The following is a 25848-nucleotide window of genomic DNA, read 5'->3' as shown; positions in this document are numbered from 1 at the left end:
GAAATTTTCTTGGGGAACCCTATCGCTCAACTGAAAACTGTTGAAGAGTTTTTCTTGATAATTCTTTTTTCCTTGCATTCCATGAAATTAAGGCTTTTTTGTAACTTGTGCAACAGGCACATTAGCTATAGCTCATCAAAAGCCGCTTTCTTTTTTAAACATCAAAAAGCCTTTAGTAAAAAGTTTTCACGCTGGTGCCGGAGTAATTTACACACAAAACTATAATGCAAAAGATAATTTTGAATTTAGACTAAGTCAGGGTTTTAAATTTGATATTCCAACTATAAATCAAATAACCCTTAATAACTATTTTCGTATAGAAGAACGTTTTCAAAATTCTTTTACTAATTCAGGCTTCACTTCGGGTTTTCGTTTACGTCACAGAGTTTCTACAGATCTTAAACTGAAGAATAATTTTATTCATTTTACAGATCATCTATATATTCCGCTTGGGGCTGAAATTTTTGTAAACCTTAAAAAATCAGATCGTTTTAATGACTTAGTTCGTTTTTACCCCGGACTTGGTTATCAAACCAAAAACCAATGGAAATTTGAACTTTATCTTATTTACAACCGAACAAAAAACATTACCGAAACCAGTAACAGCTCTAACGATTTTATTTTGAGATTACGCGTGTATGATGGAGGGAATAAAACTTTTCTAGATAAATCTAACAAAGAAAAAAACAGTAAAGAACCTTTAAAAGATGACTAGTGATTTTTATACTATTTTTAATTAAAAAAGACTGCCTATAAATTTACCACTAAAACCTAAACTCTTAGACAGCCTTTTCTATTTATCTATTTTTCAGCTCGTTTAGAAACCCAACAAATTTTTCTGAATTATAATTTGCCATTCCTTCATGTTTGTAAACAATTGCGCCATTTTTATTTAACACATACGTAGTTGGAATGCTAAACGTCGATAAATCTTTCGGAACTTTGCCCTGTGTTCGATGAATATCAAATTCATATTCTTTTCGTTGAATGTAATTTTCAGCTTTTGTAAAATCCTCATTTTGACTAATCATTAAAAATACTACATTTTTATCATTTTTTAATTTCTGATAAAGCTGATGAATACTGGGCATTTCTGCTACGCACGGCGGACACCAAGTTGCCCAGTAATTTATAAAAACTACTTTTCCTTTATAATCACTTAAATTTAATTGTTCCTCATTTTGATTAACTAAAGAGAGTGAATAATTTTTTGGCGTTGTAGTTTTTTCAATATTTTCTACTGAAGGATTAAACAAGCCTAATTTTAGCATTCCACTTTGTAAAAAACCAAAAACTTCGACTCTTAAACTTGAGGAAAAAAGCACCACGATTAACGCAATCCAGAAAATATAATTCCAAATTTTATTTCTTTTTTTAGCTTTCATTTTTTAGTTTTCATTTTTTTCTATTTAAATTCATAAGCTGTGTTGGGAACAGTAGAAAACGAATTTACACCTAATTCTTCGCAATAAGCTCTTTTTTCTAGCTTTGGCGACACTGGCGAAAATTTCTGCAAATATTCTTCAACGGCATCGTGAATTGTATAATTTTTCACCTCAACATCTTTTACGTTTGGCATTCTGCAAAGATTGTCTAAAGGATCTCCGGGACGAACACAAGCTGAAATGGAATAGTATTTATTATTATCTAGCGGTTTTCCTCCAATACTAACCGTATTTATTCTACTTCCTTTTGGTTTACTAATATCAAAATCTATTTTCACTCCTGAAAATCTAACCAACCAACCACCAAAACGTTCTGTTGGATTTGGTGAAAAAGCATTATGAATTTCATTTTCCAACCAATTTTTTATTTGAAATCCGCTCGCTTTTCCGGTTTTTATTTTTTCATTTACCGGAAGTACATTCCATAAATTAGCTTTTGTAATAGGCGCCGGTTTTCCGTTTTTAGGAACAATAGGATTTCCGAATCTAAAACCGTTAGAAATAGCAATATCGACACCGGTTTTCCATTTTGCAGCATCGGTTATCATGTTATCCATCGGGTTTTCTACCGTTAAATAACGATATAGCGGAACTTCTGTATAACCAATTATTTCTTCCATTTCTTCTTTATATGGAGCTTTGGCTTTTTCAACTAACTGTGCGATTTTCTTATCGGCCGGATATTTATTTGGATCTACTTCTAGTAACTCATAATGATCTGCTACAATTTTCCCATTTACAATTTTTAAATTAAGTTTTCCTATAAAAGAACCGAAAGCGCCCGGTTCTGTAACTTTAGCAAATTTTCCTTGAATAGGTTCTCGTACTCTTTCATGCGTATCGTTTCCCAAAATATAATCCACATTTTTTGCTATAGGATTGTTGGCTAATTCTACTTGTTTAAAAACTCCAAAGTGCGTAACCAAAAATAAAACATCAACTTTTTCTTTATTTTTTAAATCCTGAATTTTCTTTTTTAAATGTTCATTTAATCCGCTAAAATTAATTCCTTTACTAAATTCGGGATTTTGCCGAATAGGAACATCGGGGTCGTTCACGCCAATAAAACCAATTTTCACGCCTTCAATTTCTTTAATAAAATGAGAAGGAAATAAATTTTCATCACTTTTTTCGTGAAACATATTTTGGGCAATTACCGGTGTTTCATACTTCTGAAGCACATTCAGCATTTGTTCTTTTCCGTACACAACTTCCCAGTTTCCGGGAATTAAAACATCATAATTAATGTTTTTTATTATTTCAGGAAAAATATTTCCTTTAGATAAAGCTGCATAACCGCTTCCTTGAATTAAATCGCCACCGTCTACAATAATCGTATTACCGGGATTTTTGGCACGTTCTTTTTCAAACAGAGTTTTAATATTTGCTAACCCACCACGATTTTTAAATACAATTTTATCGTTTTCCCAAAAAAGTTCTGGATGCGTATCTAATTGTCCGTGAATATCTGCCGTTTGTAAAATTGTTACAGAAACGGTATCGCTTTTTTTAATGTTATTCTCCGTATTTTTTTTGGTTGATTTTTCTCCTTTACAAGCCATAAATAAGCTTGAAAAAATTAATATAAATAAGAGGTTGTTATAATTTTTCATCTTCATTTTTTTTATAGTTCTATACTTAAATATCCTTCTTGCTGCTTTTTAAAATTGTAGAGAATTCCGTTTTCTACAATACTTATTTCTTGTGATAATTTTGACCTATCTACCTGGAATTTTTTCAAGGAAAAGCCACAAGCGTGAATCTTAACATGTAACTTTTTAGCTTGCTGTAAAAATGATTCAAGAGCTGAAGGGTTTTCTAACTCTTTCACGGTTTTTCCGCAAATAACAACTTCAAAATTTCCGAATGTTGAAGGATCTTCTTTTTTAAGTTCTTCCGCAGTAATTAAAATTGGTTTTAATTGTGGAATTTTACGGGTTAACACAATGTAATTTACTGATTTACCTGAAGCTAAATTTTCTTGTGCATTAATCGAAAAAAATGAACAAAGAATAACTAAGCTACTTATAATGAATGTTTTCATAAATTTTTATTTTTGATTTTAATATTATTGATGATAAAGAAAATGAGTCCGCCCATTATGGCTATATTTTTAAATAACGAACCTAAAGTGGTAATTTGTCCCACTTGAATTGTTAAGGTAATCGGGAGTAAAACTAGCGTGAGAATACTTGCAGCAATTCTGGTTTTAAAACCAATTAGAAGTGCAAAACCGGCAACAAACATGATAATTCCTGAAAGGATAACCAGCAATTTTGGATCGCCAAAGAAATAGGCAATTCCTTTAAAATTGGCTGATTCTATTCTTTGTACCGTTTTTGTAGCATTTAATAAATGGTTAAAACTTGCCACTAGAAAAATTCCGCTTAGCATTACCCGAAGTAGTTGAATAGAGCGAGCGCTCACCAACACTTGGTTTTTCATAACATAATTTTTAAATGAATACTTTTCTCTTAGAGAATTCTAAAAGTTTATGATTATTAAAAATTATGCTTGTTTAGGTGGCGGAAGTTGTTGTTCGTAATAAGGTGATAATAATGAAGTTTGTAGATAAGAAAAAAATGGTATTTCTTTTTCTAAATTAACTGATTTGTATTGAAATTTAGAAACTTGAAAAGTATTTTGACAGTTTAAATTTAATACAAAAGAAGTCGTGAGAGTTTCAGCAGAAAAATTTTCTTCTGATTGTGATTTTTGTTTGGTGTTTTTCTTTTTACAAAACGGATTCACCAACGTAATCTCATCTGAATTTAGTAATAATTCAAACGCATTTGCTTCAACTAAAAATAGTTTACTGCAAAATAACAGACAACATAAAATCGCTATGTAAGCTTTTTTCTTCATCACTTTCAAAGATAAAGTAGAAGATTTAGATTAAAAGTGACTTTTGTTACAAAGCAAAAATTTAGTTAGAAGTTGTTCGTAAAAGCCAATCAGAAACTATACGTAGAGCTACCGGAGAAATGGTTTGTTCAATTTCTGCATACTCGTTTGGTAAGCCGGTTTTACTTTCTTGAAAAAGATGATTTAATTTTTCAATTTCACGTGTAGTCACTTTTTTATTTCCGTTTTCGGTTAAGACAGTTTTTATGGCTGCTAAATTTTCTTTGGCTGGAACTTGTAAATCATTGCTTCCATTAATCGCTAAAACCGGGCAATTTACTTTTTCCAAAATTGATTCTGGATTATAACGAATAAAATTATACATCCATGGACTGGTAAGTTGTTGAGCCAAGCTTTGTGCTTGTGACTTGGTTTGAACTTCATCAAAATTTTCATCTAAATAATTAGTGAGTTTTTGTTGAAAAGCTTCATTATTTTCAGTTGAATTCACAATCATTTGATAAGCTTTTCCTAACTGTTGCTGACTTTTTTCAATAGTTTCCGCATCAACTCCTAATTTTTCTTGCATCGCCTTTTTTTGAGATAGCAACAAATCGCTTCCTTCTACTCCTGCGCCAGCCATCAATACAATAAAAGCTACATTTTTATTCCGAGCTGCAATTATTGGCGCTACAGAACCACCTTCACTATGACCGATAAGTCCAATATTTTCTGAATCAATATCTTTTCTCGTTTCAAGATAATTGAAAAAACTTTCCACATCATCTGCAAAATCGTAACTCGTAGCGGTAGAGAAAGTTCCTTCAGATTCACCAACACCACGCTCATCAAAACGTAATACAGCAAACCCATTTTTCGTTAAATAATCTGATAGCAATAAAAATGGTTTATGTCCAAGAATTTCCGAATCTCTATTTTGAGGACCACTTCCACTTATTAAGATTACCGCCGGTGCTTTTTTCACATTTTCAGGAAGGGTTAAAGTTGCCGCAAGAGTAATTCCGGCTTTTTCATTTTTAACAGTAATATTTTCTGAAGTATACGGAAATGGTTTTTTAGGCTCTTGGGGTCTGTTTAATTTTTTTTCGCCTGGCGTTAATGTCAGCGGAAGCGAGAGTCCGGCTTGTTTAAAATCTCCTACAAAAGCATTATTCTTATACTTTCCTTCATACGTAATTCCAGCATTAACAATACTCAAGTTCAAAATTGAGTCTTTAAAAGTGGTACTTGTTACCGGAAGGTCTTTTACACCTTGTTTAGGAATATCGACCACAGAAGAATACTGATCTCCTTCTTTTTTTATGGTAAATGTAAAACCGATTTTTGTTCCTTGAACTTGAATATCTCCACTCCAATCTCCTTCTATATTTTGAGCGAAAAGTATTGTTGAAAAAAATATAAAAATTAACGTAAGCCTAGTTTTCATAAGTAGTTTTTAAAAAATTATTTCTTTACAGCCGAAACTTCTCTTTCTGTAACCTGTTTTTCCTGTGTATTCCCCCAAGAATTCATAATATAATTCATAACTTCAGCTACTTCTTTATCAGATAAATCTAATGGAAGCATGACATTTTCAAAGGTTTTTCCGTTTACAATAATTTCGCCATTTAAGCCATATTTTACGGCGCGAATACTTTCTTCACGCTTTTCTGTTAACCAATTTGAACTTGCTAAAGGCGGATAAAGATTAGGTATACCTTTTCCGTTAGCTAAGTGGCATTGTGCACATTTATTAGCGTATATTTTTTTGCCTTTCTGAAAATTTTTTTTTTCAGTAGAAGCAATTGAACTTATTTCTTTACTCGGTTTTTTATAGTTTTCTTTTCTATTTTCTTTACAAGAAAGCGCTACGATCGCGAAAATAAGTAAAACTGAACTCCTAAATTTCATAAAAGTTTTTGTCAAATATAATTAACGTCCAATAATAATTAAAGAACGTTTCTCCTTTTTCTGGAAACGAAACAACAAAAAAGCACTTAAGAATAAACAAACCATTATTGTAATAGCCATTGGCACTAAACTTACACCGGTAAATTTACTAATTACAAAAGAAGCTAAAGCACCTAAAATCATTTTCATACTTCCTACTAATGCAGAAGCTCTACCGGCTCTTTTTGAGAATGGGTATAATGAAAGTGCCGTAGTATTAGGGTTTTGAAATCCTAATAAAAATAGCATTGAAAATAATAAACTTAGAGTTAAATAAAAGTTTGAACTAAAAAAAGCATTTAGAGTAAATAGCAAACCTATTACAACTAAAACCACACTAATGAATAAGGTTACTCTAAAGGTTGTATATTTTTTCAAAACTACTCTATTTAACTGACTACCTGCTATTAAGCCAGCCGCGTTTAATCCAAAAAGCCATCCAAATTGAGTTTCTGATAAATTATAATTTTCCATAAACATTGTGGGGGCATTTGATATATATGAAAATAAAGCTCCAATAGTAAAACTGCCGGCTAAAGAAAATGTCAGAAATATTTTATCGGTTAAAATTCCGTAATATTTTGAAGTTATTTTCTTAAATTTTAGCTCAACACTTTTATCCGGATCTATACTTTCCGGCAAAAATTTAAACACACTAATAAACATAAGTACAGCAAAACAAGCCAAGATTACAAAAATTGCATGCCAAGTAAAATAACTAATTACAATTCCGCCAATAGTTGGAGCAATAATGGGCGCGCCACCCATGATTAGCATCAAAAAAGAAATTGCTCGAGCAACTTCATTTGTAGGAAAAACGTCTCTAACTACAGCTTTTGCCGCAACCATTCCTGCTGATGCTCCTAAAGCCAGAAAAAATCGAGATATTACTAACCATTCTAAGTTGGGCGAATAAAAACAGCTAATAGCAGAAATTACATAGATTATTAAACCAATTAATAGTGGTTTTTTTCTACCAAATTTATCCATTATCGGACCATAGATAAGTTGTCCTAATCCAATTCCTATAAAATAACTAGTTAGAGAAAAACCTACTTCAGCTTTAGTTATTGAAAATTCCTTTGCTATACTCTCAAAACTTGGGAGATACATATCTATAGAAAAAGGTCCTAAAGCAATTAAAGTCCCTAAAACCAATAAAATAATACGCTCTCTTTTTTTATTTCGCTGACTAAAATCTTCTTGCATAATGCAAATTTCGAGCATTAATACTTCTTAGAAGCTTAGTTAGAATTGGTTTAACAAATAATTAATAGCTGATTTATAATGATTCGTCACGATTAATGTTTTCAGAAAAATCATAATTATTATATTCGCACTTCCAAATTCGGGATGTAGCTTAGTCCGGTTAAAGTGCGCGTCTGGGGGGCGCGAGATCGGAGGTTCGAATCCTCTCATCCCGACAAAGAATACAAAATTAACAAACAGAACAAATTACAATCTTTTGATTTTCAGTGTTTTAATAAAATTTGAAGTCAAAAGATTTTTTTTATTATCAAAATTCAGGTGACCTATACGGTTACCTATTCGGTTACCTAAAAAAGTATTATCTTTCGATTTGTAATGCCGTTTTAGGCACATTGATTTGACTTTCGTTCTATTCATCTTTAAAACGAAAGTATATGCAGACTATCAAAACATTCAGTATTCATTTTTGGATCAATAAGTCCAAAAGAAAAGACTCTAATGCTCCTTTATATGCAAGGATAACCGTAGAAAAAAAGAGAGTCGAAATTAGTTTAAAACAAATGGCTCCTATCGAGAAATGGGATAAGCGCTCTCAACAGGTAAAAGGAAGGAGTTTCGAAAGTAAGCAAATTAATAATTATTTAGAGCAGTGTAAAGCGCAACTATTTAATTGCTATAGTGATTTGAAATCTAGAAATGAGCTTATTACAGCCAAAAAAATTAAGGCTACTTTTTTAGGAGAAGATAACGATCATAAAAGTTTAATCGAACTTGTTACTTACCACAACGATAAAATGCAATCTAAATTAAAATGGGGTACACTTAAAAATTACTACTCTACAGAAAAATATTTGAAAAAATTTCTTGATGAGAAGAAACACACCTCAGATATTTATTTATCTGAACTAGATTATAAGTTCATCGTAGATTTTGAGCATTACCTAAACTCAGGCAATTATTTGAAAAAAAGTCAACCCTTATCTAATAATGGAGTAATGAAACATTTAGAAAGACTAAAAAAATTAACTAATCTGGCCTTAAAACTAGAATGGTTGGATAAAGATCCATTTTTTCAATTTAAATTAAAGTTTCAAAAGTTTGATAGAGTTTTTCTAAATCAACAAGAACTAGAAAAATTAGAGACTTCCTATTTAGAAAAAAAGGTTCACCAGATAGTTAGAGATATTTTTGTTTTCTCTTGCTACACCGGACTTTCTTACATTGATGTAAAAAATCTCACAAAAAGTCATTTAACTAAAGGGATGAATGGCAAAGATTGGATTTTCACCCAAAGGGCTAAAAGCGAAGAATACGTAAAAATTCCTTTGTTACCTAAAGCTAAAAAAATTCTACAGCAATATGAAAGTGATTCTATAAAAGAAGATAAATTACTGCCTGTTTATTCCAATCAAAAAATAAACAATTATATCAAGGAAATATGTAAGCTTGTAGGAATTCCTAAAAGTATATCATTTCATGCTGCCAGACATACTTTTGCCACGACGGTAACTTTAAATAATGGTGTTCCTATAGAAACAGTTTCAAAATTATTAGGTCATTCTAAACTATCTACTACACAAGTTTATGCGAGAGTATTACAAACAAAAATAGGGATGGATATGGATAATTTAGAAGAAAGACTAAAAGTCATATAATGCGGAAAATTTAAATAAAAACCTTATAGGACTTTACTTTTAATATTTTAATTTGAAGGTATTACAACCGAAAGGGATGGAATAGCAAGAGGATAACACGCTACGCGATGTTATAGTATTCCAATCCCTTTATATATAGGATATACCAAAATTTAATAGTTCTTTATACTAAGTTTTTTGCAGCAAAAACTCTCATTACTCCTATAATTAGATGAATTTTTACAGCAAATAAGTAATTTTACTTATGGATTATATTTAATCTTCCTCTCCCGCTCCACCCTATTTTTCTCCATTACATTACTAAAAATAAGGTTCACTAAAATCGATCTTGAACCCAAGCTAAAAGAAATTTAATATGGAATATTTCTATGGTAAATTTACTTTTAGCTTAAGTTCGCTTGATTAAATTGAAATAAATAATCTCCGAAGACTTAAAAATCCTCCTGACCGTTACACCTTACTTGTTTGATGACAAAAAGACATGAATTAATATTAACGAACGCATAAATCAGTTCGTTTCTCTTCCTTTTTTATAGTTCTTATTAATATTAATTCATGTAAAAAATAAGTATCAAAAAGGTAATGTGAAGGCACTAAAGGAAGTAAATTTAAAAGGAAGCTATTAAGGATTATTTAAAATTTAATTTTTCGAAAAAAGGCAAATGCTCCGGATAAATAAAGTAAATAGTTTATTGAATTTCTTCTTAATGATGTAGATTTTTTAATTGGGATAGTCTCTTTTTACCCTCTTCTTGGGATTTTTCTAAAAATAAATGGGCAAGCTTATTGGCATCATATCCATCTTCTATACTAATATCATTTTCTGATTTGTAGTTCAGGTTATACTGAGCATGGCATATAGTATTATAAATTCTTTTCGAACGGAAAGATTCTTTCGGCAGCACAATCTCTGTACTTCTGCTAAAATCTTGACATCATCTAATCATATAGTTAAGATCGAAATATGATGGCTTTTATTAGGTCACGCTAGAGTAATTAAAAATCTAGCTGATGGAAAAAGATTTTGAAATGAATGATTTTTTTGAGACTAACTAAACACTACATTTCTAACCGGTATTAAAGTTCCTGCAGTACTAAATAAATAGTATAGATCAAATAAAAACTTAACAGAATCAAGGCTTCCCAACGATCAAGTTTTTTCCTTTTACCCGTAAACATTGCTATGATTAAAAAAATAGTTCCTCCAAGTAAAATGAATAATTCCTGATTAAAATTGAGGTTATATGCTATAGGTTTTACAAAAGAACTTATGGAAAGAATAAGTAGCAAATTAAATATATTTGAACCAATTACATTGCCTATGGCAATATCACTATTCTTTTTTGTAGCTGCCACAATAGAAGTTACTAATTCCGGAAGTGAAGTTCCAGCCGCAATTATGGTTAAACCTATGATTTTCTGGCTAATGCCTAAATTCGTAGCAATTGAGATACTGTTATCAACCACTAATTTTCCACCAATGATAAGTCCTGCCATCCCCAGAATAATCATTCCCCAAATTTTATAGTTTGGTTGTGTTTTATAGGCTAGCTCCTCCCCTTTTTCTTGTTTTAATTGGGTAAATACGTAACCAATGAATAAAGTAAAGCCAAGGAGTAATAAAATTCCATCTATCCGAGAAATTTCAAGATTCTGCTGAATAAAAAAATTATTAGCAAGCAGTAATACCAGTATGGCGGCTACTAAAGAAATCGGTATTTCTTTCCACGCGGTAGAACTTTGTACCGTAATGGGATAAATTAAACCTGTAATGCCAAGTATTACGAATAAATTGAAATTATTACTTCCGATAATATTTCCAAATACAATGTCGGGCAATCCATCAAATGAGGCAACAGAATTAATTACTAATTCGGGCGCGGAAGTACCAAAAGCTACAATTGTCAATCCTATAACGAGATCTGAAACTTTATTCTTTTTCGCTAAAGAAGATGCTCCATCTACCAGCCAATTGGCTCCAAAAATAAGGCCGACAAAACCTAAAATAATGAGTAAGGAAGCGATAAGCATTGATATCACGAATTTATTTTAAATTCTCTCATAACGTAGCTATAATGAAATTTGTTATGCCTACTGATAATAAAAATACCAAAAAATTCCAAACATTCATTAGGGTTTGCTTTAAAATAGAAAAAAACCGATCTAAAAGTCATTTCTTTAAATGAACTGGAGTTCCAAATAATGAAATACCTTTGCCTACGTTAACCTCTTATACTATGTTGAAGAAGTAAAAAATGAAAACAGTGCCAGTCCTCAGTATCCTTTTGGGCATCCTTTTTAGTTTACCAAGTATTGCACAGGAAGCTTACCAATCCATAAGTGACATTGGTGTAGAGATTGACACCTTACCGATAGTTTTACCCGAGCAGGAACGATTTAAAAACGATGTGACCGGGAACGCTGTCAAGGTATTGCACGCCGTTGAAAATACCGGATTTGAGTTTTACAACAGTGTGAGCTTTATCAATGAAAATGAAGGAATTATTGCCGGTGGCACACGCCTACGTCTGCGCACCACCCAAGACGGCGGAAAACAATGGAAAGGCTTTTCCTTTTCAGGTTTTGCTAATGCATTTTACAGTACCGCTATTTACGAAGATCAGTTTTATGTAGTGGGCGCTTCCCGCTACATTTTCAGAAATGATGATTTAAATGATGAATGAGAAGCCTTTGATGTCGCTACGCTGGGCAAAGACAAATATGAATTACGCCATCCTAATTTTTATAAAATAAAATTTTCTCCCTCTGGATTGGGGATTATTATTGGCGATAACAGCGGAAAACCCATCGCCCTGAAAACTATAGATAAGGGTGCGCACTGGCAGAAGGTTCAACTCGATGGCTTGCAAACCGATGAGCTTGCCTTAAGCGATGTATTTATTTTTCCCGATAACACGATTAGGATCCTTTCTTTTAAAGGAAATGTTTACGAGAGTACCAATGAATGTAAAGATTGGTGCCTGTTGCGCAGCGGAAAAGAAGGAGAATCCTTAAATTCTATCGCTTTTACTAGCAAAAAAGAAGGTTATATTTCTGGATTGCAAGGTTTGTTGCTAAAAACCACCGACGGCGGTTCAACCTGGGAAAAAATAGAAACCGCGGTATTGGGAAGCCAAGTCAATATTTCTAATTTGGAATATACCAAAGACAACCGTTTGCTAATGACCACGGCAGAAAGTTTTCAAGATGAAAAAAATAAAGCTCCTTTATTTTCCATCGATACGCAAGGGAAAATCTCACCAATCCTTTTGGCCAATGGGAAAACTTTTGTTTTTGATGCTTACGGACTTTTCTTGATCAACGACAAGGTGTTTCTCTTAAACCGCGATCTGTTATACAAAACAAAACTTTAGGCAGTGGCGAGAACTTTTCCGACTTTCAAGATATCATCTTAGCAAAGCCAAAAACCTAAATATAAACCCTGAAAGCGATCAATTACTTACACCAACTAAATTTTAGCATATTTTTCACGGAATACAAGAAGGCTATTCCCATAAGATTTTGCTTGCTTTGTTGTTACAAAAATTAACTATTGAAAACCAATCAACGAATAGAACTTTTTCTGAAGCACAGTTTAAAAAAAAAAGACCACTCGAATTTTTAAGCATCAATCCATAAGCACATTAAAATGAGCACCAACACCACCATTATTCATTACTTGCTGCTACTAAGCTTTATCTGTTTTTTAAATGCTTGCGACACCTCTAAAAATATCGCCGAAAAAAAATTAAATCCGGCCACCAAAGCAGTTACAAATACCGTGATTTACCCTAAAAGTACGTCCTTTTTTCAGGGAATTGCCCGTGTAGAAAAAGACAGTAGCCATTTTTACATCACCAAAAACGGTCAGCGTGCATTTACCAAGATACTTCAAAAGTTTCATCCCCTAGACAGCATCGTTCCTACCAACAATGGAATGGAACGCTCTTACCCAAATGAAAATGAACTAATGTACATCGTTCAGGTAGCAAACGGTAAATCGGGAATGATCAACGAAAACGGAAAATGGGTTATATCTCCAAAATATGAAAAAATAAGCTTTGTTTTTGGTCGTTACCTTCAAATTGACGACCAAGGTAAAAAGACTTTTGCTGATACTTGGGGACAATTTTTGGTGCCGTTGGAGTTTGAAGATGTGAGGGTGCTCAATCGGCATCTTTTTGATGTAAAGAAGAATGAAAAATGGGGCGTTTATGAAGCCAAAAAAGCAAAAATTGTTATTCCTTTTGAGTATGAACAATTTGATTATTGCAGCGGTTGCGAACAAAAACCGGATTATCTTTATGCTAGGAAAGCTGGAAAATGGGGCGTTATCAATTTTAATAATGAAGTCTTAGCCCCTTTCAACTACGAGCATCAACTCGTAGATAGGCGTAACGATGAATGGGTGACCGCCTTCAGAAAAAACGGTGAACACGTGGTTTTTAACCTTCCGAAACAAAAAGAATTTTCTAACCCGGAATATAAACACCTAGAGATCGAAAACGGACATTTAATTGCTTCAAAAGCAACAAAATCTCCCAATAACAAAGCACTTTTTGGACTCATTAACCGTAACGGTGAGCAAATCGTTCCGTTTCAATATACCGCTATTTACAATCCTTACGCCAATTTTCAATCCGGCGCCTATTTTTCCGTAGAAAAAGACAATAAATATGGCATTATAGATACGCTGGGCAATGTTATTATTCCGGTAACCCATAAAAATCAGTTACGAGTTCAGGGTGATTTCTTTATCAGCAAAAAAGGAGACAAACTGGGACTGCTGGATAAACAAAATAAGCAATTGTTGCCCAATAGTTACGACTGGATCGATTTAAGCGAGATACGAACCAATTCCAAAAAATTAACATCTATTTTTAAAACCAGAACCAACGGAAAGTACGGGTTTTATGTTCCACAAACCCGTAAAACCGTGCCTCCGCAATACGATCGGGTCGAATTTTTTAACGACCGCCAGCATTATCGCTTTGAGGAAAAACCCGTAGGATTAATCCGTTTGGAAAAAGATGGAAAAGACCAATTATATGTGCTCCATGCAGATAAAATAATCACGGAAGATTATACGAAAATTGAATTACAAGCCCATCATAAAGTCATATTATATAGAAAAAATGGAGCTCAGGGCGTTTACGATTTAGAAAAAGAGCAATTAGTTATTCCCTTCAAGTATAACCATATACGAGTTTTTAACCAAAAACATCAGCTAATTCGGGTAGAAATAGAAAATGAAAATCATCAAACTTTGGTAGGACTTTTTGATGCGGAAGGAAACGAGGTGCTACCGGTCTCCTACACTTATATTGAGCAATTGGACGACAAGTATTTTGTGTTGAAGCATAAACAAAAGGGATATGCACTTTTTAACGCGGAAACAAATACCCAAGAACAACTCACATTTACCGAAATGAGCAAAGCCCCTTACCATTGGTTGCTTACTGTGAAAAAAAACGGAAAAACCTATTTGTTCGATTACAAAAAACAAAAGCTGTTACTCAAGGAAGGTTATTCATCTATTCAGCCTTTAAAAAACGGAAATTACCTGGTCACCCAACAAGAGGCTAACCGGTTAAAATTTGGCTATGCCAATGCGGAAGGAAAACTGATTGTTCCCGTGACCTACGATAGTCAGGAAGGGGATTATTTAGAGAAATTTCAGGACGAAAATTACCTGCCTTTATTTAAAAAAGACACGGCAACCGGCAAAATATTGAAAGGATTTGCCAATTTAAAAGGTGAGATCGTAGTGCCTGTACGTTTTCAGAACGTTTTTAGAGAAAAAAATGAGAACGGATTTTTAACAATGCTCAATCATCACTACGGAATTATTACTATTGAAGGAAAAGAGATCTTGCCTCCCAAGTTTGATATCTATTTAAACCAACCGCTGAATTTATACGACGAGACTTCTGATTTCAGCTTTCCCGTTGCCTTTAAGAAGAAAGGTCTCTGGCATTTTATAGATGAAAATGGAAAACTATTACCCATAAAAACTAAGGAAATTATCGATGTTTTGTATTATTGATACGAAGGCAAATCAACAAAATAGTTCAGATCTAATAGATTTTCCCATTTCACTTTAATTCCGAGACTCATGTAGACTTCGTTTTTATTACAAATCTCTAGAACCTTGTACTTGATTTTTTATCAGTACTTCATATTAAATTTACAACTTGTCGTTAATGTAATAATAAAAATGACCAACGCTTATAGATCTTTTTAGATGACTCTATAAATTCCAAAATTGAAGGTTCCCTAACAGATCAACTGTAACGAGTTGTGTTTTTTCTTTGTTGCTATCCATCCCGCTTATTGTTCCTTTGTGACGTGTATAGGTTTCAACCAAATCTCCTGATGATTTTTTCCATTTACGTATAGATTTATCCAAACCATAGGTATATATAAACTTAGAATTTGCCAATCCTGAAAGTACTTCTAGATTTAAAGGAACGTTGACAATACTGTCCTTACCTTCTTTACCCGAGATATGGATAGGCCAGTTCGGGTGTTTTTGTTTGTAGAGAATACTATCTAATTCAGAGTTGTAAAACGTAAATTCTTTACCGTCCAACAGCACTATATTTTTTTCAGTATCTACATCGGCTATATGCCCATTAATTTTGAATGGTTTTATATCCTTTGTTCTATAGTTCCAGCGGACGATTTTATTTTTTCCCTCAAAATAAATATCCCCGTTACCGGCTATGTATTTTGGACGCATTTGTTCTAATTCTGGTGGGGTTTCTAAAAGTTTATAATCATTTTCAATATCCCAGATATAAGAGTTCCCTTTAAAATCAAAGGTAGCGAGTATCCCGTTTTCTTCATTATAACAAAGTCGATATGCCCAGGTCTGCTCAATAGATAATGTCCGCTTCACTGCACCGGTTGAAGCATCGATGATGGCCACTCCTGAATTTAAGGTTGCGGCATAAAGTTCATCGCTCTGAACATTATACACCAAGTTATAGATCTCATCATTAATAGCCGCTATTTGTTTTTTATTTTCTTCACCGTTAATGAGTTCGTATATTTTTCCGCTATAGGTGGAGACAAAAACAGTGTCCCGCTTTGATTTGTACACAACATCGGTATAAGCAATCGGGTTGTTGCTTGTGAGTTTATTTTTCTTTATTGTAATTTTCTGCTCACAATAGGTAAAAGAAAGAGCTATGGTAATAAGTAAGGTAATTTTATAAAATTTCATTATAGATTACTTGCTTTCAATTAAACTTTGGTTTTCTCCGTTGTCAGAAACGTCTAGCCAAGTACCGTCATCAGAAGTGCCAAGATTAATATGATTACCGTTTTTACCCCACATTTTCAGCATGGATGCTCCTTGGGGTTCTGCCATAAAAAGAACACGCTGGGAAATTTTAGAATCTAGTGTTAAAAATATATTCCCATAAGAATCATCGGTCACATAACCCCCACGTTCTTGGCCTTCGTGGTCGTAAAGCATAACACCGGAAACACCAGAATTATCTCCTCTATAAAATCGATACCCAAATGATTGTGCTGGCGGCAGATGTGTCCCTATAATCACGCGTTCCACTCCGGTAGAATCGGTTACCACTAACCCACGAACCTTTAGGACTTCATTTGAAAAATCAATTTCTATATGTTGATTTTTTACTATATAAACAACTAGTCCAAGGGTGACTATTAAATTAGCAAATAATAAAATTTTTAAAGGATTTGTTTTCATTATGTCTTTTTTTTAATAACGACAAGTAAATTATGTTGTTACTGAAAATTTATTTTATTAATACAAATGAGGGAAGTTTATTATTTAATCTTGTATATGTTTAACTACCTTTTAATAACTTATCTCTTTTTTGAGTTGTTTCAAAATCAATAGTTCCTTTTTTATTTGTACCGCGATAAGTATTGCCAAGCCTAAAAAAATAAAAACAGATGACCATAATATATAGGTATAAAAGCCTTGTGAGAGGTTCTTTTTAAATACGGGCAGTAAAAGTATAAACCCAAAAACATAGCATCCAAAAAGTATCGGGGTTACCAGAAAATGAATAAACTTTCTAGAAGTATAGTAGTTGATAAGCTTTTGGTTATAATCCTTCATTTTTTTATAGGGAGGTATCTTAGTAAGGTTTCGTATACTGTAATACTCCATAACTATCCTTATGATCAAGCTACTCATCATTATACCTAGCCCCCAAAATGCCCGGGTATTTTTATAAGCTGACACATAAAAGAAAAAAATGAATAGGAGAATTACTGTTGCTCCTAAGACTATTTGCCCTATGCGTTGCTTCTTCCGAATTTGTTTGGACTTTTTCAAGATCTCCTTATATCCCGTTTCTGAATCAAAGGCTCTTTGGTCTTGAGTCCAGCTTGTTTTTATATTTTCAAAATCATTCATTTTTTACACATTTAGAAAGTTGCTGTTTAATTCTGTGAATTCTGGTTCTTACGGCCTGATGTCCGATTCCTATAATAGCCGCAATTTCTTGTTGTGGAACTTCTTCGAGTTCCAGGAGTATAATAGATTTGTTTTCCGTAGAAAGTGTATTGATACAGCGGTACATAGCCGTAAAGCGGATTTCTGCCTCTTTAGTTATTGAGGTCTCCTCAGAGATCAATTCCGGTTGAAGCGCTACCGATTTTTTCTTTCGTAACTCCTGCAAACAGGTGTTTACCGTTATACGATAAATCCATGTTTCTATTGTTGAATTGCCTCGAAAATTAGGAAGATGCTGCCAGGCTTTTAGAAAAACCTCTTGTGTCAAATCTTTCGCCAGATCTTCATTCCCATTCAGATAACCCAGACACAACCTCATTACCTTGGCATAATGATCCTTATATATTTTCTGAAAATGTTTCTCTTTACTCATTGCTTTGAAGCGCTGTTTCAATTTGATCTCTTAACCATTGCGGTTTCTCATACATTATAAAATGTCCCGAACCGTCAGCAAAATTAATCTTATAATCTTTAAGGTTTTGATACTGCTTTTGATAATTCAATGCTGTAGTCTCTTTCCCATAAGGATGTGTGGCGGCAAAAATATGAACGGGAATTTCGATCTCTTTTATAGCCTTCCTTAAATCCAACTTGAGCAAATCAGTATAGCCATACACATAAGTTTTCCGGTCTGCTTGTACTATCCAGTCTACTATTTGTTGATGCTTGTCCTTATTAAGGCTCATTCCTTGCGTCATTTGTTTTGCCATCTTAGTAAAAGTCAAACTATCCATTGCTAGTAGCTTTTGATTGTAAGGAGAATCATAAGTGATTGTTTTGCTGTTATAATCTGGCAGCATTAAAGCCCCTATAGCAGGAAGCGCATCGATAAGTATAAGCTTGGAATAATTATTATTTTCTGAAGCAAGCCACAACCCAAGACTGCCTCCCATACTATGTCCCAGAATAATGACATCTTTTAGTTTATTTTCGATGACATAGCTTTGAATCTCCTTTTTAATTTTGGGTAACCACGGAAAAGATATGGGAGATACTTCTCCAAAACCGGCAAAGGTAAAGGCATGAATTTCGTAGTTTTCTGATAAGTGTGTTGTTATTTCACTGAATACTTCAGGAGTACAGGTGAAACCGGGAAATAGTAGAATTGGCTGTCCCTTTCCGGTTTTTGTAACTTGAAAACTTTCTTGTGATTGCATTGAGAAGGCAATTAAAAGAATAATAACAATAAAGCAAATATTTAATTTTTTCATCTCTAAAAGGTTTTGTTTTCCCTTTAGATACATTTTGTATAAAATGTTACATGAAAATCTTATTATATAAGCACTCCTATCCTAAGTATTTTCATTTATTCACTTTTATGCACTCACTTTACTATTCTTTAAGTATCCATGAACCAGAGATTTCCAATGATGAAAAAACGAATAAAAATATAGGGTTAAGAAAATTTATTTTAAATATTTAGTAAGCTATCATTACCGTGAAGCCTTCAATTATGGTTAACACATGCATAAATGCAATGGCATTTTATTTGTCCTGTAAAACTAGCCAAAAAATCACGATATCACTAACGGCTTATTATAAAATATTCAATTAGAACCTCAAAAAACGACTCAAGTTCATTCAAAAACGAGTGAAAAGTGGAGCAGGAATACCCGACTTAAAATTATCAAACTTATCAACGGTCTAAAACTAAAAAAATCGCTTAAAAGCGGCTTAAATACGTGAGGTTTTTTAAATATTAAAGGCTTGTGCAACGGTTACAATTGTTGTATGCCCTATTTTTATTCTTTTTCCATTTGTGAACCAATAAAAGGTAATTTTGGTGCTAAAAAATAGCCTGTTAAACTTGCAAATAAGATTGGTATAAAATGTCCAAACCCTGTCAATGTTGCAAGTAAAATAGTTGTACTCATTGGTGTCCGAGTTACGCAAGCGTTAATTGCTGCCATACAACTAACTATTGCTAACGTCAGATTTATTGAAGGAAAAAGTTGATGAATTATAAGTCCTAATGTTGCTCCTACAAAAAACAGCGGAATAATAAACCCACCTCTCCAACCTGATGTTACAGTTATTGAGATTGCGATGATTTTAAAAATTAAAATAGCAATCAATAAAGTCAAAGGGAATTTACCTGAAAGCAGTTCATTAATTTCGTGATGTCCAAAATATCTTGTTATTGGAAAGTAGAATGCAATTACTCCAAGTAGAATTCCTCCAATTAACGTTTTGATATAAATGGGAATTGGTTTTTTCTCAAATATTGATTTAAAAAATTTGGTACAAAAAATAAAAGCCCATCCAAAAACAGCTCCAACTACTGCAAATAGAACTGCATAACCAAAATCAAAAATTCCTGAATATTCATAAGCTGATAAGTCCCATATTGGGCCAAGTCCCAAATGAATGATTAATGCAAACACCAAATAACTAAAGCAGCTTGCAACAAATGCAGGAATGATAGCTTTGTAATATTCAACTGCGTGTTTGTAGTGCAGAATTTCCAATGAAAAAAGACTACCACCTAAAGGAGCACCAAATAATGCTGTAAACCCTGAAGCCATTCCTGCGATACTTAAAGACCGTAAATCTTCTCCTTTAAGTCTTAATAATTTACCTAACCAAGTTCCTGTTGAGCCTGTTATTTGAACTAGTGGTGCTTCGGGTCCGAGACTTCCACCTGACGCAACACACAATAATGAAGAGAGAATCATTGACGGATTGTTTTTAGGGTCAAGTTTTCCTTTGTTAAACCGAATGTTGTTTACGATCAAATGTATTTCTCCTGGGTCTCCAATGAAATGAATTACCAAGCCTGCTAAAAGTCCACAAATTGCCATTACAGGAATTACTTGCCAACCTTTAAAAAAAACTAATTGATGAGTCAGAAACTCAAGTCCAATCCAGTAAATTCCCGCAATTATTCCTCCAAATAGTCCAAGAATAGCCCATAATAAAAAAGTCCGACTGAAAACGAATGGATTAAATCGGAAAGGTTGGTCTAAAATATTTAAGTATGTTATTAATTTTCTTCTTTGTTTTAATTTCACCGTTTAGTTCGTTTTTTTATGGCATACAATACCCCCAAAAATGCAAATAAATTTATGGGTGTATAAAACTAATCAAAAAATCATAGTATCATTAACAGTGTTCAGTAAAAAATAATTCTAGAGACTAAAATAATATTAGATGTACAAAGCTTTACTTACTTAAAAACCTCCTAAAAGCGGTTTAAATAAGTGAGATTTTCTAAGAATTAAAGGCTTGTGCAACGGTTACCGTTGTTGTAGCAAGTTTTTATTTTCGATTATCCAATTTCTTATTCGATCAAGGTTTTTTAATCCGTTATTCACCTTATCAATCTGGGATTTAAAATCCTTTGTTCTGTCTATATGCCCTGAAAAAACTCGAATTGAAAAACTTTTACCGTGTTTCTCAAATTTTGCCCATTCTGGAATATTTTCTTTAATCTTGACCTCAATCTCTTCCGGAAATCCTTTGAAAGTTGCATCTGTATTTCCTTGTCCGAGTTTATGGTAAAATACTACGTTTTTTAACCTGTGGTCATACAGCATTGGCCAATCACTATTATGAGGAACAATGTCTGGTTTTTTCATTATTAAAGTCGGAGATTTTTCTTCTTTGTGTTGCCAATACTGGTGCCAAAAATTCTGTACTGAAATAGAATTTACTGGTTGGTAACCGCGCCTGAGTTTTTCAGTTGCAATTTGCAATAAATTACTTTTAAATAAATTTCTTTTTGTTCCGTAAAATTTAAGTCTCTCTGAAATTGTTTCGTATGTTAAGTAATTTTCAAAATCATTTTGATTTTCGCAGTAAAGTTTCGGTGCAATTAAGATAGCGAAAGCATCATCGCAATCTTTCTTAATTAAATATTTATTTAACCGTTGTATATACCGATTGAATTGTTCGTTTTGAAACGCGATATCCAATTTGTTTTCTATGAGTATAAATACCTTTTTATTATTTGAATTATATGAAAATAAAATGTCAGTTTCTCCAAGTCCAAATGCTGAAATGCTTCTCCAAGCTCCGTTTACTGAGGTCAAGATTGGAAGATCTAATTCTCTAATAAACCAATCACAAAATGAGTTATTGGTCGATAATTCTTCAAGTAAAATCAAGTCGACATCTCTTTCTCGAATTGATTCAACTGGTATTATAGTTTCTTCCATATTTTTATTTCAAAATTTGCTATAACGGTCTCGTATAACTTTCAGTTGCGTGGTTTTGAGACTAAAGATAATAAAAAGAATTGATTTTGACGCGCCAGCGTCTGTGTCCGCAGGACACAAATACGTAGCAATTGAAGTTATACATTGTTGTGCGGTCGTACTTTTATAAGTTTCTTAAATAAACTTGTAGTTTTTACTTTCGAAGTTTCTCCAAATCTTTTGTTTGTCAATTTCACTAATCCAAAATATTCTAAAAATCGATCAAATGTTCTCAACGAATAAGCCTTTTGATTATCCGTTACAATATCTTCATTATTAGCTTCAAAACTAAAGGCTTTCAAATACTTGTTTGCGTAAAAATTAGTTGATTTAAAGTCGGATCCATATTTATCCAATAAAATTAAACTGAATCCGATGCCAATTTGTCCAACCTCTTCGTTGTCATAGCCATCAAAATAGCTCCAATTGAATTTTGTCGAGAATATTTCAAAGATGTGGATAAATAACGAATGATTGTTGGCAATCAATTTTTTTCCTTTAGCAGTAATGCTAAGCTTGTTGTTTCTTTTTTTAACAATCTGTGATAATTCCAGCAATATTCGGGTAAGCTCCATTGTTTGGATACCTTCTTCTTTATAAAGCTTTGATATCCCTTGTTCGATTCCCTCGTCTTTCAGATAGCCTTCGTTGTAAATTTGTGCTACCGTCTTTATTGGTAAACGTCCAGTTTTTGTCAAATTCAATTCACCATTTTCCAAAATGATATCACACAGAAATTTTATTTGATTCAATATTGGTATGCTGTCATAAATTTTGTCATTCGCTTTTTTAAATTGAACGACACATTTTGAATCAAAAAAATTATATAATATAACTTGCATTTCATCAGGAGAATACCCTTCAAAATCATCAACAGGAGAATGATTTCTTTTTTGAATTGCTCTTATGACATATTTTTCAATTTCATCCATTTCTTTGAATTTTCGCACACTTTTTCTCGTATGCCGCACAACGGTCTTGTATAATTACCCAGCTAAGGGAATTTGGGAATTAAAGATAGTAAAAAGAACTGACTTTGACGCGTGAGCGTCTGTGTCCGCAGGACACAAAACCTTAGTTGGAATTATACGTTGTTACAACACGTTTTTCATTTTTCCGATTTCAATTCCATTTTTATCTCGTGTTATGGGAAAGCTCAAATCTTTTTCAACTGGAATTAAGTTAGGTAAACGAAACCGAATGATATAATCATTAATTTCCACCAACTCTAAATCGTAGTCTCCAAACATATGATTTGTTGAATTTGCAAGATCAAATTTAATTTTTAAAGGGAAATTCTCTTTGTTGATTTGAAACTCAATATTTCCGTAAAAATCACTTATTCCATTATAAATCTTTTCTTTATTAGAAAATACACTTATTTTTACATCTTGTCTTGAACCAAAATCAATTTTCAGTTTGACTTTTTCATTATTGGATTCATAAGTGTTGATAATAAGGTTTTCCTTTTCATAATTTTTGTAGTCAAAATTTCTCTTAAAATTTAAAAATATTGTATCATTTTTAATATGATATTTTCCTTGTCCTTTAACTTGATATATCTTCGCAAAATATCCATCATTTTTATTACCAATTAGGTCTGTTTTTCCCAAGATATATTCAAAAAAATGGTTCTTTTTAAGAATTAATTTTTCACTTTTTTCTTTATTTTTTAATTCTATACTATTGTAATAAGTACCAATAATTTTTCTTGAGCTACAGGAACTCAATGTCAATAATACTATTATGTATAAAATTAGATTTTTCAAATGTGTTGTAACGGTTTTGTTTATCTTTCAGTTGTGGGAATTGGAGAATGAAGATAGTAAAAAGAAATGACTTTTACGCATAAGCGTTCGTGTCCGCAGGACACGACACCACGATTGAAGATAAACGTTGTTAGCTGTAGTTTTTTAATTTATTTCTTTACTTTCAAAATGTTCAAGTTTCCAATTTTTAATCCTTAATAAAGTTTCATACTTAAGTGATGGACAGCAATGGCCATCATCAGGTGCGTAACAATAAGATATTCCAGTTAATTTATTATTTTCTATATTTCTTAATGAAAAATGACCAAATTTACAGTCTGTTAATGTTCTTGAATTATTAGCACTTTTGAGTATAAAATTATTTTTTTCGTTTTTAAAAATAAATATTTCATTATCAAATACATTACCGCCTCCCCAGCCACCTTCTCTGTGAACATTAATAATAATATCTTGTAATTCATCATTATTAATATCGGTGAATAGAATCTGTTTTTTTGAATTTGAGGTATTTTTTTTAGGAATTTTTATTAACATCAATGGAAAATTCTCATTGTCCTTAAATATTAATTCATTAATAGAATCAGACTTATTAATTTCTAATTTCAGATTAGAACCTTCTCCATTCGAATAATATTTCTGGATTTTCTCAGCAAAACGATTTTCAATTATTAACTTATTTCTTTCGCTTTTTAATTTATCAACCGAAGAAGATTTTTTATCATCACATTGTATAAATAAAATACAAATTAAAATTAAGGTATATATTTTCATTTTGTTTGTCGAAATTACAGCTAACGGTTTTGTATATCTTTCAGTTGTGGGAATTTAGGATTAAAGATAGTAAAAAGAACTGACTTTAAAGCGTAAGCGTTTGTGTCCGCAGGACACAGAACCGCAATTGAAGATATACGTTGTTAGCTGTAGTTTTTTTAAATAAATTGAATGATAATATCGTAATAAAATAATATCAAAATACTTATCTGATTCACATTTTGTTTATAATCAGATTCTTTTAAATACATATTAAGTGCAGAAGCCAATAATGCTGGATTTATATTAGGTATTTTTTTAAATTCAATATATCCTTTTTTCACATCCTCATTATCCGTATTATTTATTAAATAATTATAAAAGTCTCCATCGTAATCAATTAAATGAGATTTTTGATTAGGTGTTTTTTTATTTTCTATCCATATTTTCTTAAAAGTTGAAGATTTCTTAAAACCTTTTAAAATTTCCTGACTTTTCTGTTCTCTAAGAATATTTGGATTAATTGTTCTATTTTCAAGATCGGATAGATATTGTCCGTAAGCATCAATTAAATTCAAATTTGGATAATATTTTTCTAGAGCATTTTCAAATTGATTTTTTAATTCAATAATTTGAGTTATATCCTTTTCATTTAAATTATCGGTTTCTTTTTGAGCTATACTAATAAAAGGTATTAATATTGTGAAGAAGGTTAAAATAAAAAATTTTGACATTGTATTATAATTTAGGTTTTAATTACAGCTAACGGTCTTGTATAATTACCCAGCTAAGGGAATTTGGAAAATAAAGATAGTAAAAAGAACTGACTTTGACGCGTGAGCGTCTGTGTCCGCAGGACACAAAACCTTAGTTGGAATTATACGTTGTTGCCAGTAGTTTTTCTTTTATATTTTTAGCCAATCCATTAGTCTAGACGAAATTCTTCAAAATTTTCAAGATGAACATCAGGCATTTTCTCAATATATTTTTCTGGTACAGAATTTACAGAAGTTTGATATATATTCACATATATCCTTTGGAGAATTCCTTTGTTGTCTTTTTGTTTAATATAAATAACATTTTCTTCAGTAATACATATATGGGTTATTAGACCTATAAAAAGTATATCTACATTGAAGTTTTCTATTTTTACGAGATAATGCGAATGTTTTTCTTTGTAAATTATAATCAACTTATTTCCAAACCAACAAATATGATTGCAATCAATTCCCCAATCAGAATGATTGCTATAAACTCTCCAGTTAAATGTTGTATTATTTTGGTATAATAACCTCACAAAACATTTCCCTATTTCGTTGTTCTGAAACCAAGCTATAGTTCCATCTTTATTTTGTACAGTTTCAAATTTGGTGACATAGCACTCTGCACCAAAAGCATCTTTCTGGAATTACTACATTAGACAGGACATAGAGTTGAATGAATATTATTGCAAGTTGTTAACTTAGCATTTATGAGACGTAAAGCCAAACATTACACTTTAGAGTTTAAACAGAAAGCAGTAGA

At 32.2% G+C, this 25848-nt stretch carries 26 protein-coding genes and 1 tRNA gene; 6 read left to right on the top strand and 21 right to left on the bottom strand.

All coding sequences use genetic code 11. From position 1 onward, the window contains the following. Positions 1 to 127 precede the first annotated feature (127 nt). Positions 128 to 715, top strand: a complete 588-nt coding sequence (locus tag D9R05_RS15775) for a DUF2490 domain-containing protein (protein WP_121668102.1) — start codon at positions 128 to 130, stop codon at positions 713 to 715. Positions 716 to 797: 82 nt separating this feature from the next. Here the strand turns inward: D9R05_RS15775 and D9R05_RS15275 are convergent, their stop codons facing one another. From D9R05_RS15275 to D9R05_RS15240, 8 genes are all read right to left on the bottom strand, one after another. Continuing rightward, on the bottom strand, positions 798 to 1385 hold the full coding sequence (locus tag D9R05_RS15275; protein ID WP_121668098.1) for a TlpA family protein disulfide reductase: 588 nt from the start codon (positions 1383 to 1385) through the stop codon (positions 798 to 800). 20 nt (positions 1386 to 1405) lie between these two features. Then, the gene (locus D9R05_RS15270; RefSeq protein WP_121668097.1) at positions 1406 to 3058 is read right to left on the bottom strand and encodes a bifunctional metallophosphatase/5'-nucleotidase; all 1653 of its coding nucleotides are present in this window, start codon (positions 3056 to 3058) and stop codon (positions 1406 to 1408) included. An 11-nt stretch (positions 3059 to 3069) separates the two neighbouring features. After that, positions 3070 to 3489: a DsrE family protein gene (locus D9R05_RS15265; RefSeq protein ID WP_240463095.1), complete on the bottom strand. Its 420-nt coding sequence runs from the start codon at positions 3487 to 3489 to the stop codon at positions 3070 to 3072. After that, positions 3486 to 3890, bottom strand: a complete 405-nt coding sequence (locus D9R05_RS15260; protein WP_121668096.1) for a DoxX family protein — start codon at positions 3888 to 3890, stop codon at positions 3486 to 3488. The genes D9R05_RS15265 and D9R05_RS15260 overlap by 4 nt, the downstream gene beginning before the upstream one ends. Positions 3891 to 3953: 63 nt before the next feature. Beyond that, complete coding sequence (locus D9R05_RS15255; RefSeq protein WP_121668095.1) at positions 3954 to 4310, bottom strand: hypothetical protein; 357 nt, start codon at positions 4308 to 4310, stop codon at positions 3954 to 3956. Positions 4311 to 4371: 61 nt separating this feature from the next. After that, positions 4372 to 5736 carry an alpha/beta hydrolase family protein gene (locus D9R05_RS15250; RefSeq protein ID WP_121668094.1) on the bottom strand — a complete coding sequence of 455 codons (1365 nt, stop codon included), beginning with the start codon at positions 5734 to 5736 and terminating at the stop codon, positions 4372 to 4374. 17 nt (positions 5737 to 5753) lie between these two features. Next, complete coding sequence (locus D9R05_RS15245) at positions 5754 to 6200, bottom strand: c-type cytochrome (RefSeq protein ID WP_121668093.1); 447 nt, start codon at positions 6198 to 6200, stop codon at positions 5754 to 5756. Positions 6201 to 6221: 21 nt separating this feature from the next. Beyond that, the gene (locus D9R05_RS15240; protein ID WP_121668100.1) at positions 6222 to 7448 is read right to left on the bottom strand and encodes a multidrug effflux MFS transporter; all 1227 of its coding nucleotides are present in this window, start codon (positions 7446 to 7448) and stop codon (positions 6222 to 6224) included. A gap of 140 nt (positions 7449 to 7588) precedes the next feature. On the opposite strand from D9R05_RS15240, the gene D9R05_RS15235 reads away from it, so the two are divergent. Together D9R05_RS15235 and D9R05_RS15230 are read left to right on the top strand one after the other, a co-directional pair. Beyond that, positions 7589 to 7663 (top strand) — tRNA-Pro (locus D9R05_RS15235). 219 nt (positions 7664 to 7882) lie between these two features. Beyond that, a complete protein-coding gene (locus tag D9R05_RS15230) occupies positions 7883 to 9103 on the top strand; it encodes a site-specific integrase (protein ID WP_121668092.1) in 1221 nt (406 codons plus the stop codon). Positions 9104 to 10180: 1077 nt separating this feature from the next. Here D9R05_RS15230 and D9R05_RS15225 read toward each other — a convergent pair. Next, on the bottom strand, positions 10181 to 11134 hold the full coding sequence (locus D9R05_RS15225; RefSeq protein ID WP_121668091.1) for a calcium/sodium antiporter: 954 nt from the start codon (positions 11132 to 11134) through the stop codon (positions 10181 to 10183). 224 nt (positions 11135 to 11358) lie between these two features. Here D9R05_RS15225 and D9R05_RS15220 point away from each other — a divergent pair, with 224 nt between their 5' ends. From D9R05_RS15220 to D9R05_RS15210, 3 genes are all read left to right on the top strand, one after another. Then, positions 11359 to 11787: a beta propeller repeat protein gene (locus D9R05_RS15220; RefSeq protein WP_162985020.1), complete on the top strand. Its 429-nt coding sequence runs from the start codon at positions 11359 to 11361 to the stop codon at positions 11785 to 11787. Positions 11788 to 11874: 87 nt separating this feature from the next. Then, positions 11875 to 12477 (top strand): WD40/YVTN/BNR-like repeat-containing protein, encoded by a 603-nt coding sequence (locus D9R05_RS15215; RefSeq protein ID WP_162985019.1) that lies wholly within the window; start codon positions 11875 to 11877, stop codon positions 12475 to 12477. Positions 12478 to 12752: 275 nt separating this feature from the next. Continuing rightward, the gene (locus D9R05_RS15210; protein WP_121668088.1) at positions 12753 to 15149 is read left to right on the top strand and encodes a WG repeat-containing protein; all 2397 of its coding nucleotides are present in this window, start codon (positions 12753 to 12755) and stop codon (positions 15147 to 15149) included. Positions 15150 to 15353: 204 nt separating this feature from the next. On the opposite strand, the gene D9R05_RS15205 is transcribed toward D9R05_RS15210, so the two are convergent. The 12 genes from D9R05_RS15205 to D9R05_RS15150 all read right to left on the bottom strand — a co-directional run bounded on the left by D9R05_RS15205 (position 15354) and on the right by D9R05_RS15150 (position 25621). Beyond that, positions 15354 to 16331 carry a WD40 repeat domain-containing protein gene (locus tag D9R05_RS15205; RefSeq protein WP_121668087.1) on the bottom strand — a complete coding sequence of 326 codons (978 nt, stop codon included), beginning with the start codon at positions 16329 to 16331 and terminating at the stop codon, positions 15354 to 15356. A gap of 6 nt (positions 16332 to 16337) precedes the next feature. Next, positions 16338 to 16832, bottom strand: coding sequence for a hypothetical protein (locus D9R05_RS15200; protein ID WP_121668086.1), 495 nt, complete (start codon positions 16830 to 16832; stop codon positions 16338 to 16340). Positions 16833 to 16943: 111 nt separating this feature from the next. After that, positions 16944 to 17510: a hypothetical protein gene (locus D9R05_RS15195; protein WP_121668085.1), complete on the bottom strand. Its 567-nt coding sequence runs from the start codon at positions 17508 to 17510 to the stop codon at positions 16944 to 16946. Next, positions 17503 to 17982 (bottom strand): RNA polymerase sigma factor, encoded by a 480-nt coding sequence (locus D9R05_RS15190; protein ID WP_121668084.1) that lies wholly within the window; start codon positions 17980 to 17982, stop codon positions 17503 to 17505. The genes D9R05_RS15195 and D9R05_RS15190 overlap by 8 nt, the downstream gene beginning before the upstream one ends. Then, positions 17975 to 18820 (bottom strand): alpha/beta fold hydrolase, encoded by an 846-nt coding sequence (locus tag D9R05_RS15185; protein WP_121668099.1) that lies wholly within the window; start codon positions 18818 to 18820, stop codon positions 17975 to 17977. The genes D9R05_RS15190 and D9R05_RS15185 overlap by 8 nt, the downstream gene beginning before the upstream one ends. Positions 18821 to 19351: 531 nt before the next feature. Continuing rightward, entirely contained in the window at positions 19352 to 20620 is a 1269-nt protein-coding gene (locus D9R05_RS15180) for a chloride channel protein (RefSeq protein WP_121668083.1), read from the bottom strand. 225 nt (positions 20621 to 20845) lie between these two features. Next, on the bottom strand, positions 20846 to 21766 hold the full coding sequence (locus tag D9R05_RS15175; RefSeq protein WP_121668082.1) for a PD-(D/E)XK nuclease family protein: 921 nt from the start codon (positions 21764 to 21766) through the stop codon (positions 20846 to 20848). Between the two features lie 137 nt (positions 21767 to 21903). Continuing rightward, positions 21904 to 22737, bottom strand: coding sequence for a hypothetical protein (locus tag D9R05_RS15170; protein WP_121668081.1), 834 nt, complete (start codon positions 22735 to 22737; stop codon positions 21904 to 21906). Between the two features lie 162 nt (positions 22738 to 22899). Next, positions 22900 to 23574 (bottom strand): hypothetical protein, encoded by a 675-nt coding sequence (locus tag D9R05_RS15165; protein ID WP_162985018.1) that lies wholly within the window; start codon positions 23572 to 23574, stop codon positions 22900 to 22902. Positions 23575 to 23718: 144 nt separating this feature from the next. After that, the gene (locus tag D9R05_RS15160; protein WP_121668079.1) at positions 23719 to 24345 is read right to left on the bottom strand and encodes a hypothetical protein; all 627 of its coding nucleotides are present in this window, start codon (positions 24343 to 24345) and stop codon (positions 23719 to 23721) included. A gap of 158 nt (positions 24346 to 24503) precedes the next feature. Next, the gene (locus D9R05_RS15155) at positions 24504 to 25058 is read right to left on the bottom strand and encodes a hypothetical protein (protein WP_121668078.1); all 555 of its coding nucleotides are present in this window, start codon (positions 25056 to 25058) and stop codon (positions 24504 to 24506) included. A 191-nt stretch (positions 25059 to 25249) separates the two neighbouring features. Continuing rightward, positions 25250 to 25621 carry a hypothetical protein gene (locus tag D9R05_RS15150; protein ID WP_121668077.1) on the bottom strand — a complete coding sequence of 124 codons (372 nt, stop codon included), beginning with the start codon at positions 25619 to 25621 and terminating at the stop codon, positions 25250 to 25252. Between the last annotated feature and the right edge of the window lie 227 nt (positions 25622 to 25848).

Origin of the sequence: Mesonia aquimarina (genome assembly GCF_003667275.1) — a bacterium.
Lineage (GTDB): Bacteria > Bacteroidota > Bacteroidia > Flavobacteriales > Flavobacteriaceae > Mesonia > Mesonia aquimarina.
The sequence above is the reverse complement of the archived record's forward strand: the minus strand, read 5'-3'. Positions and strand labels throughout refer to the sequence as shown.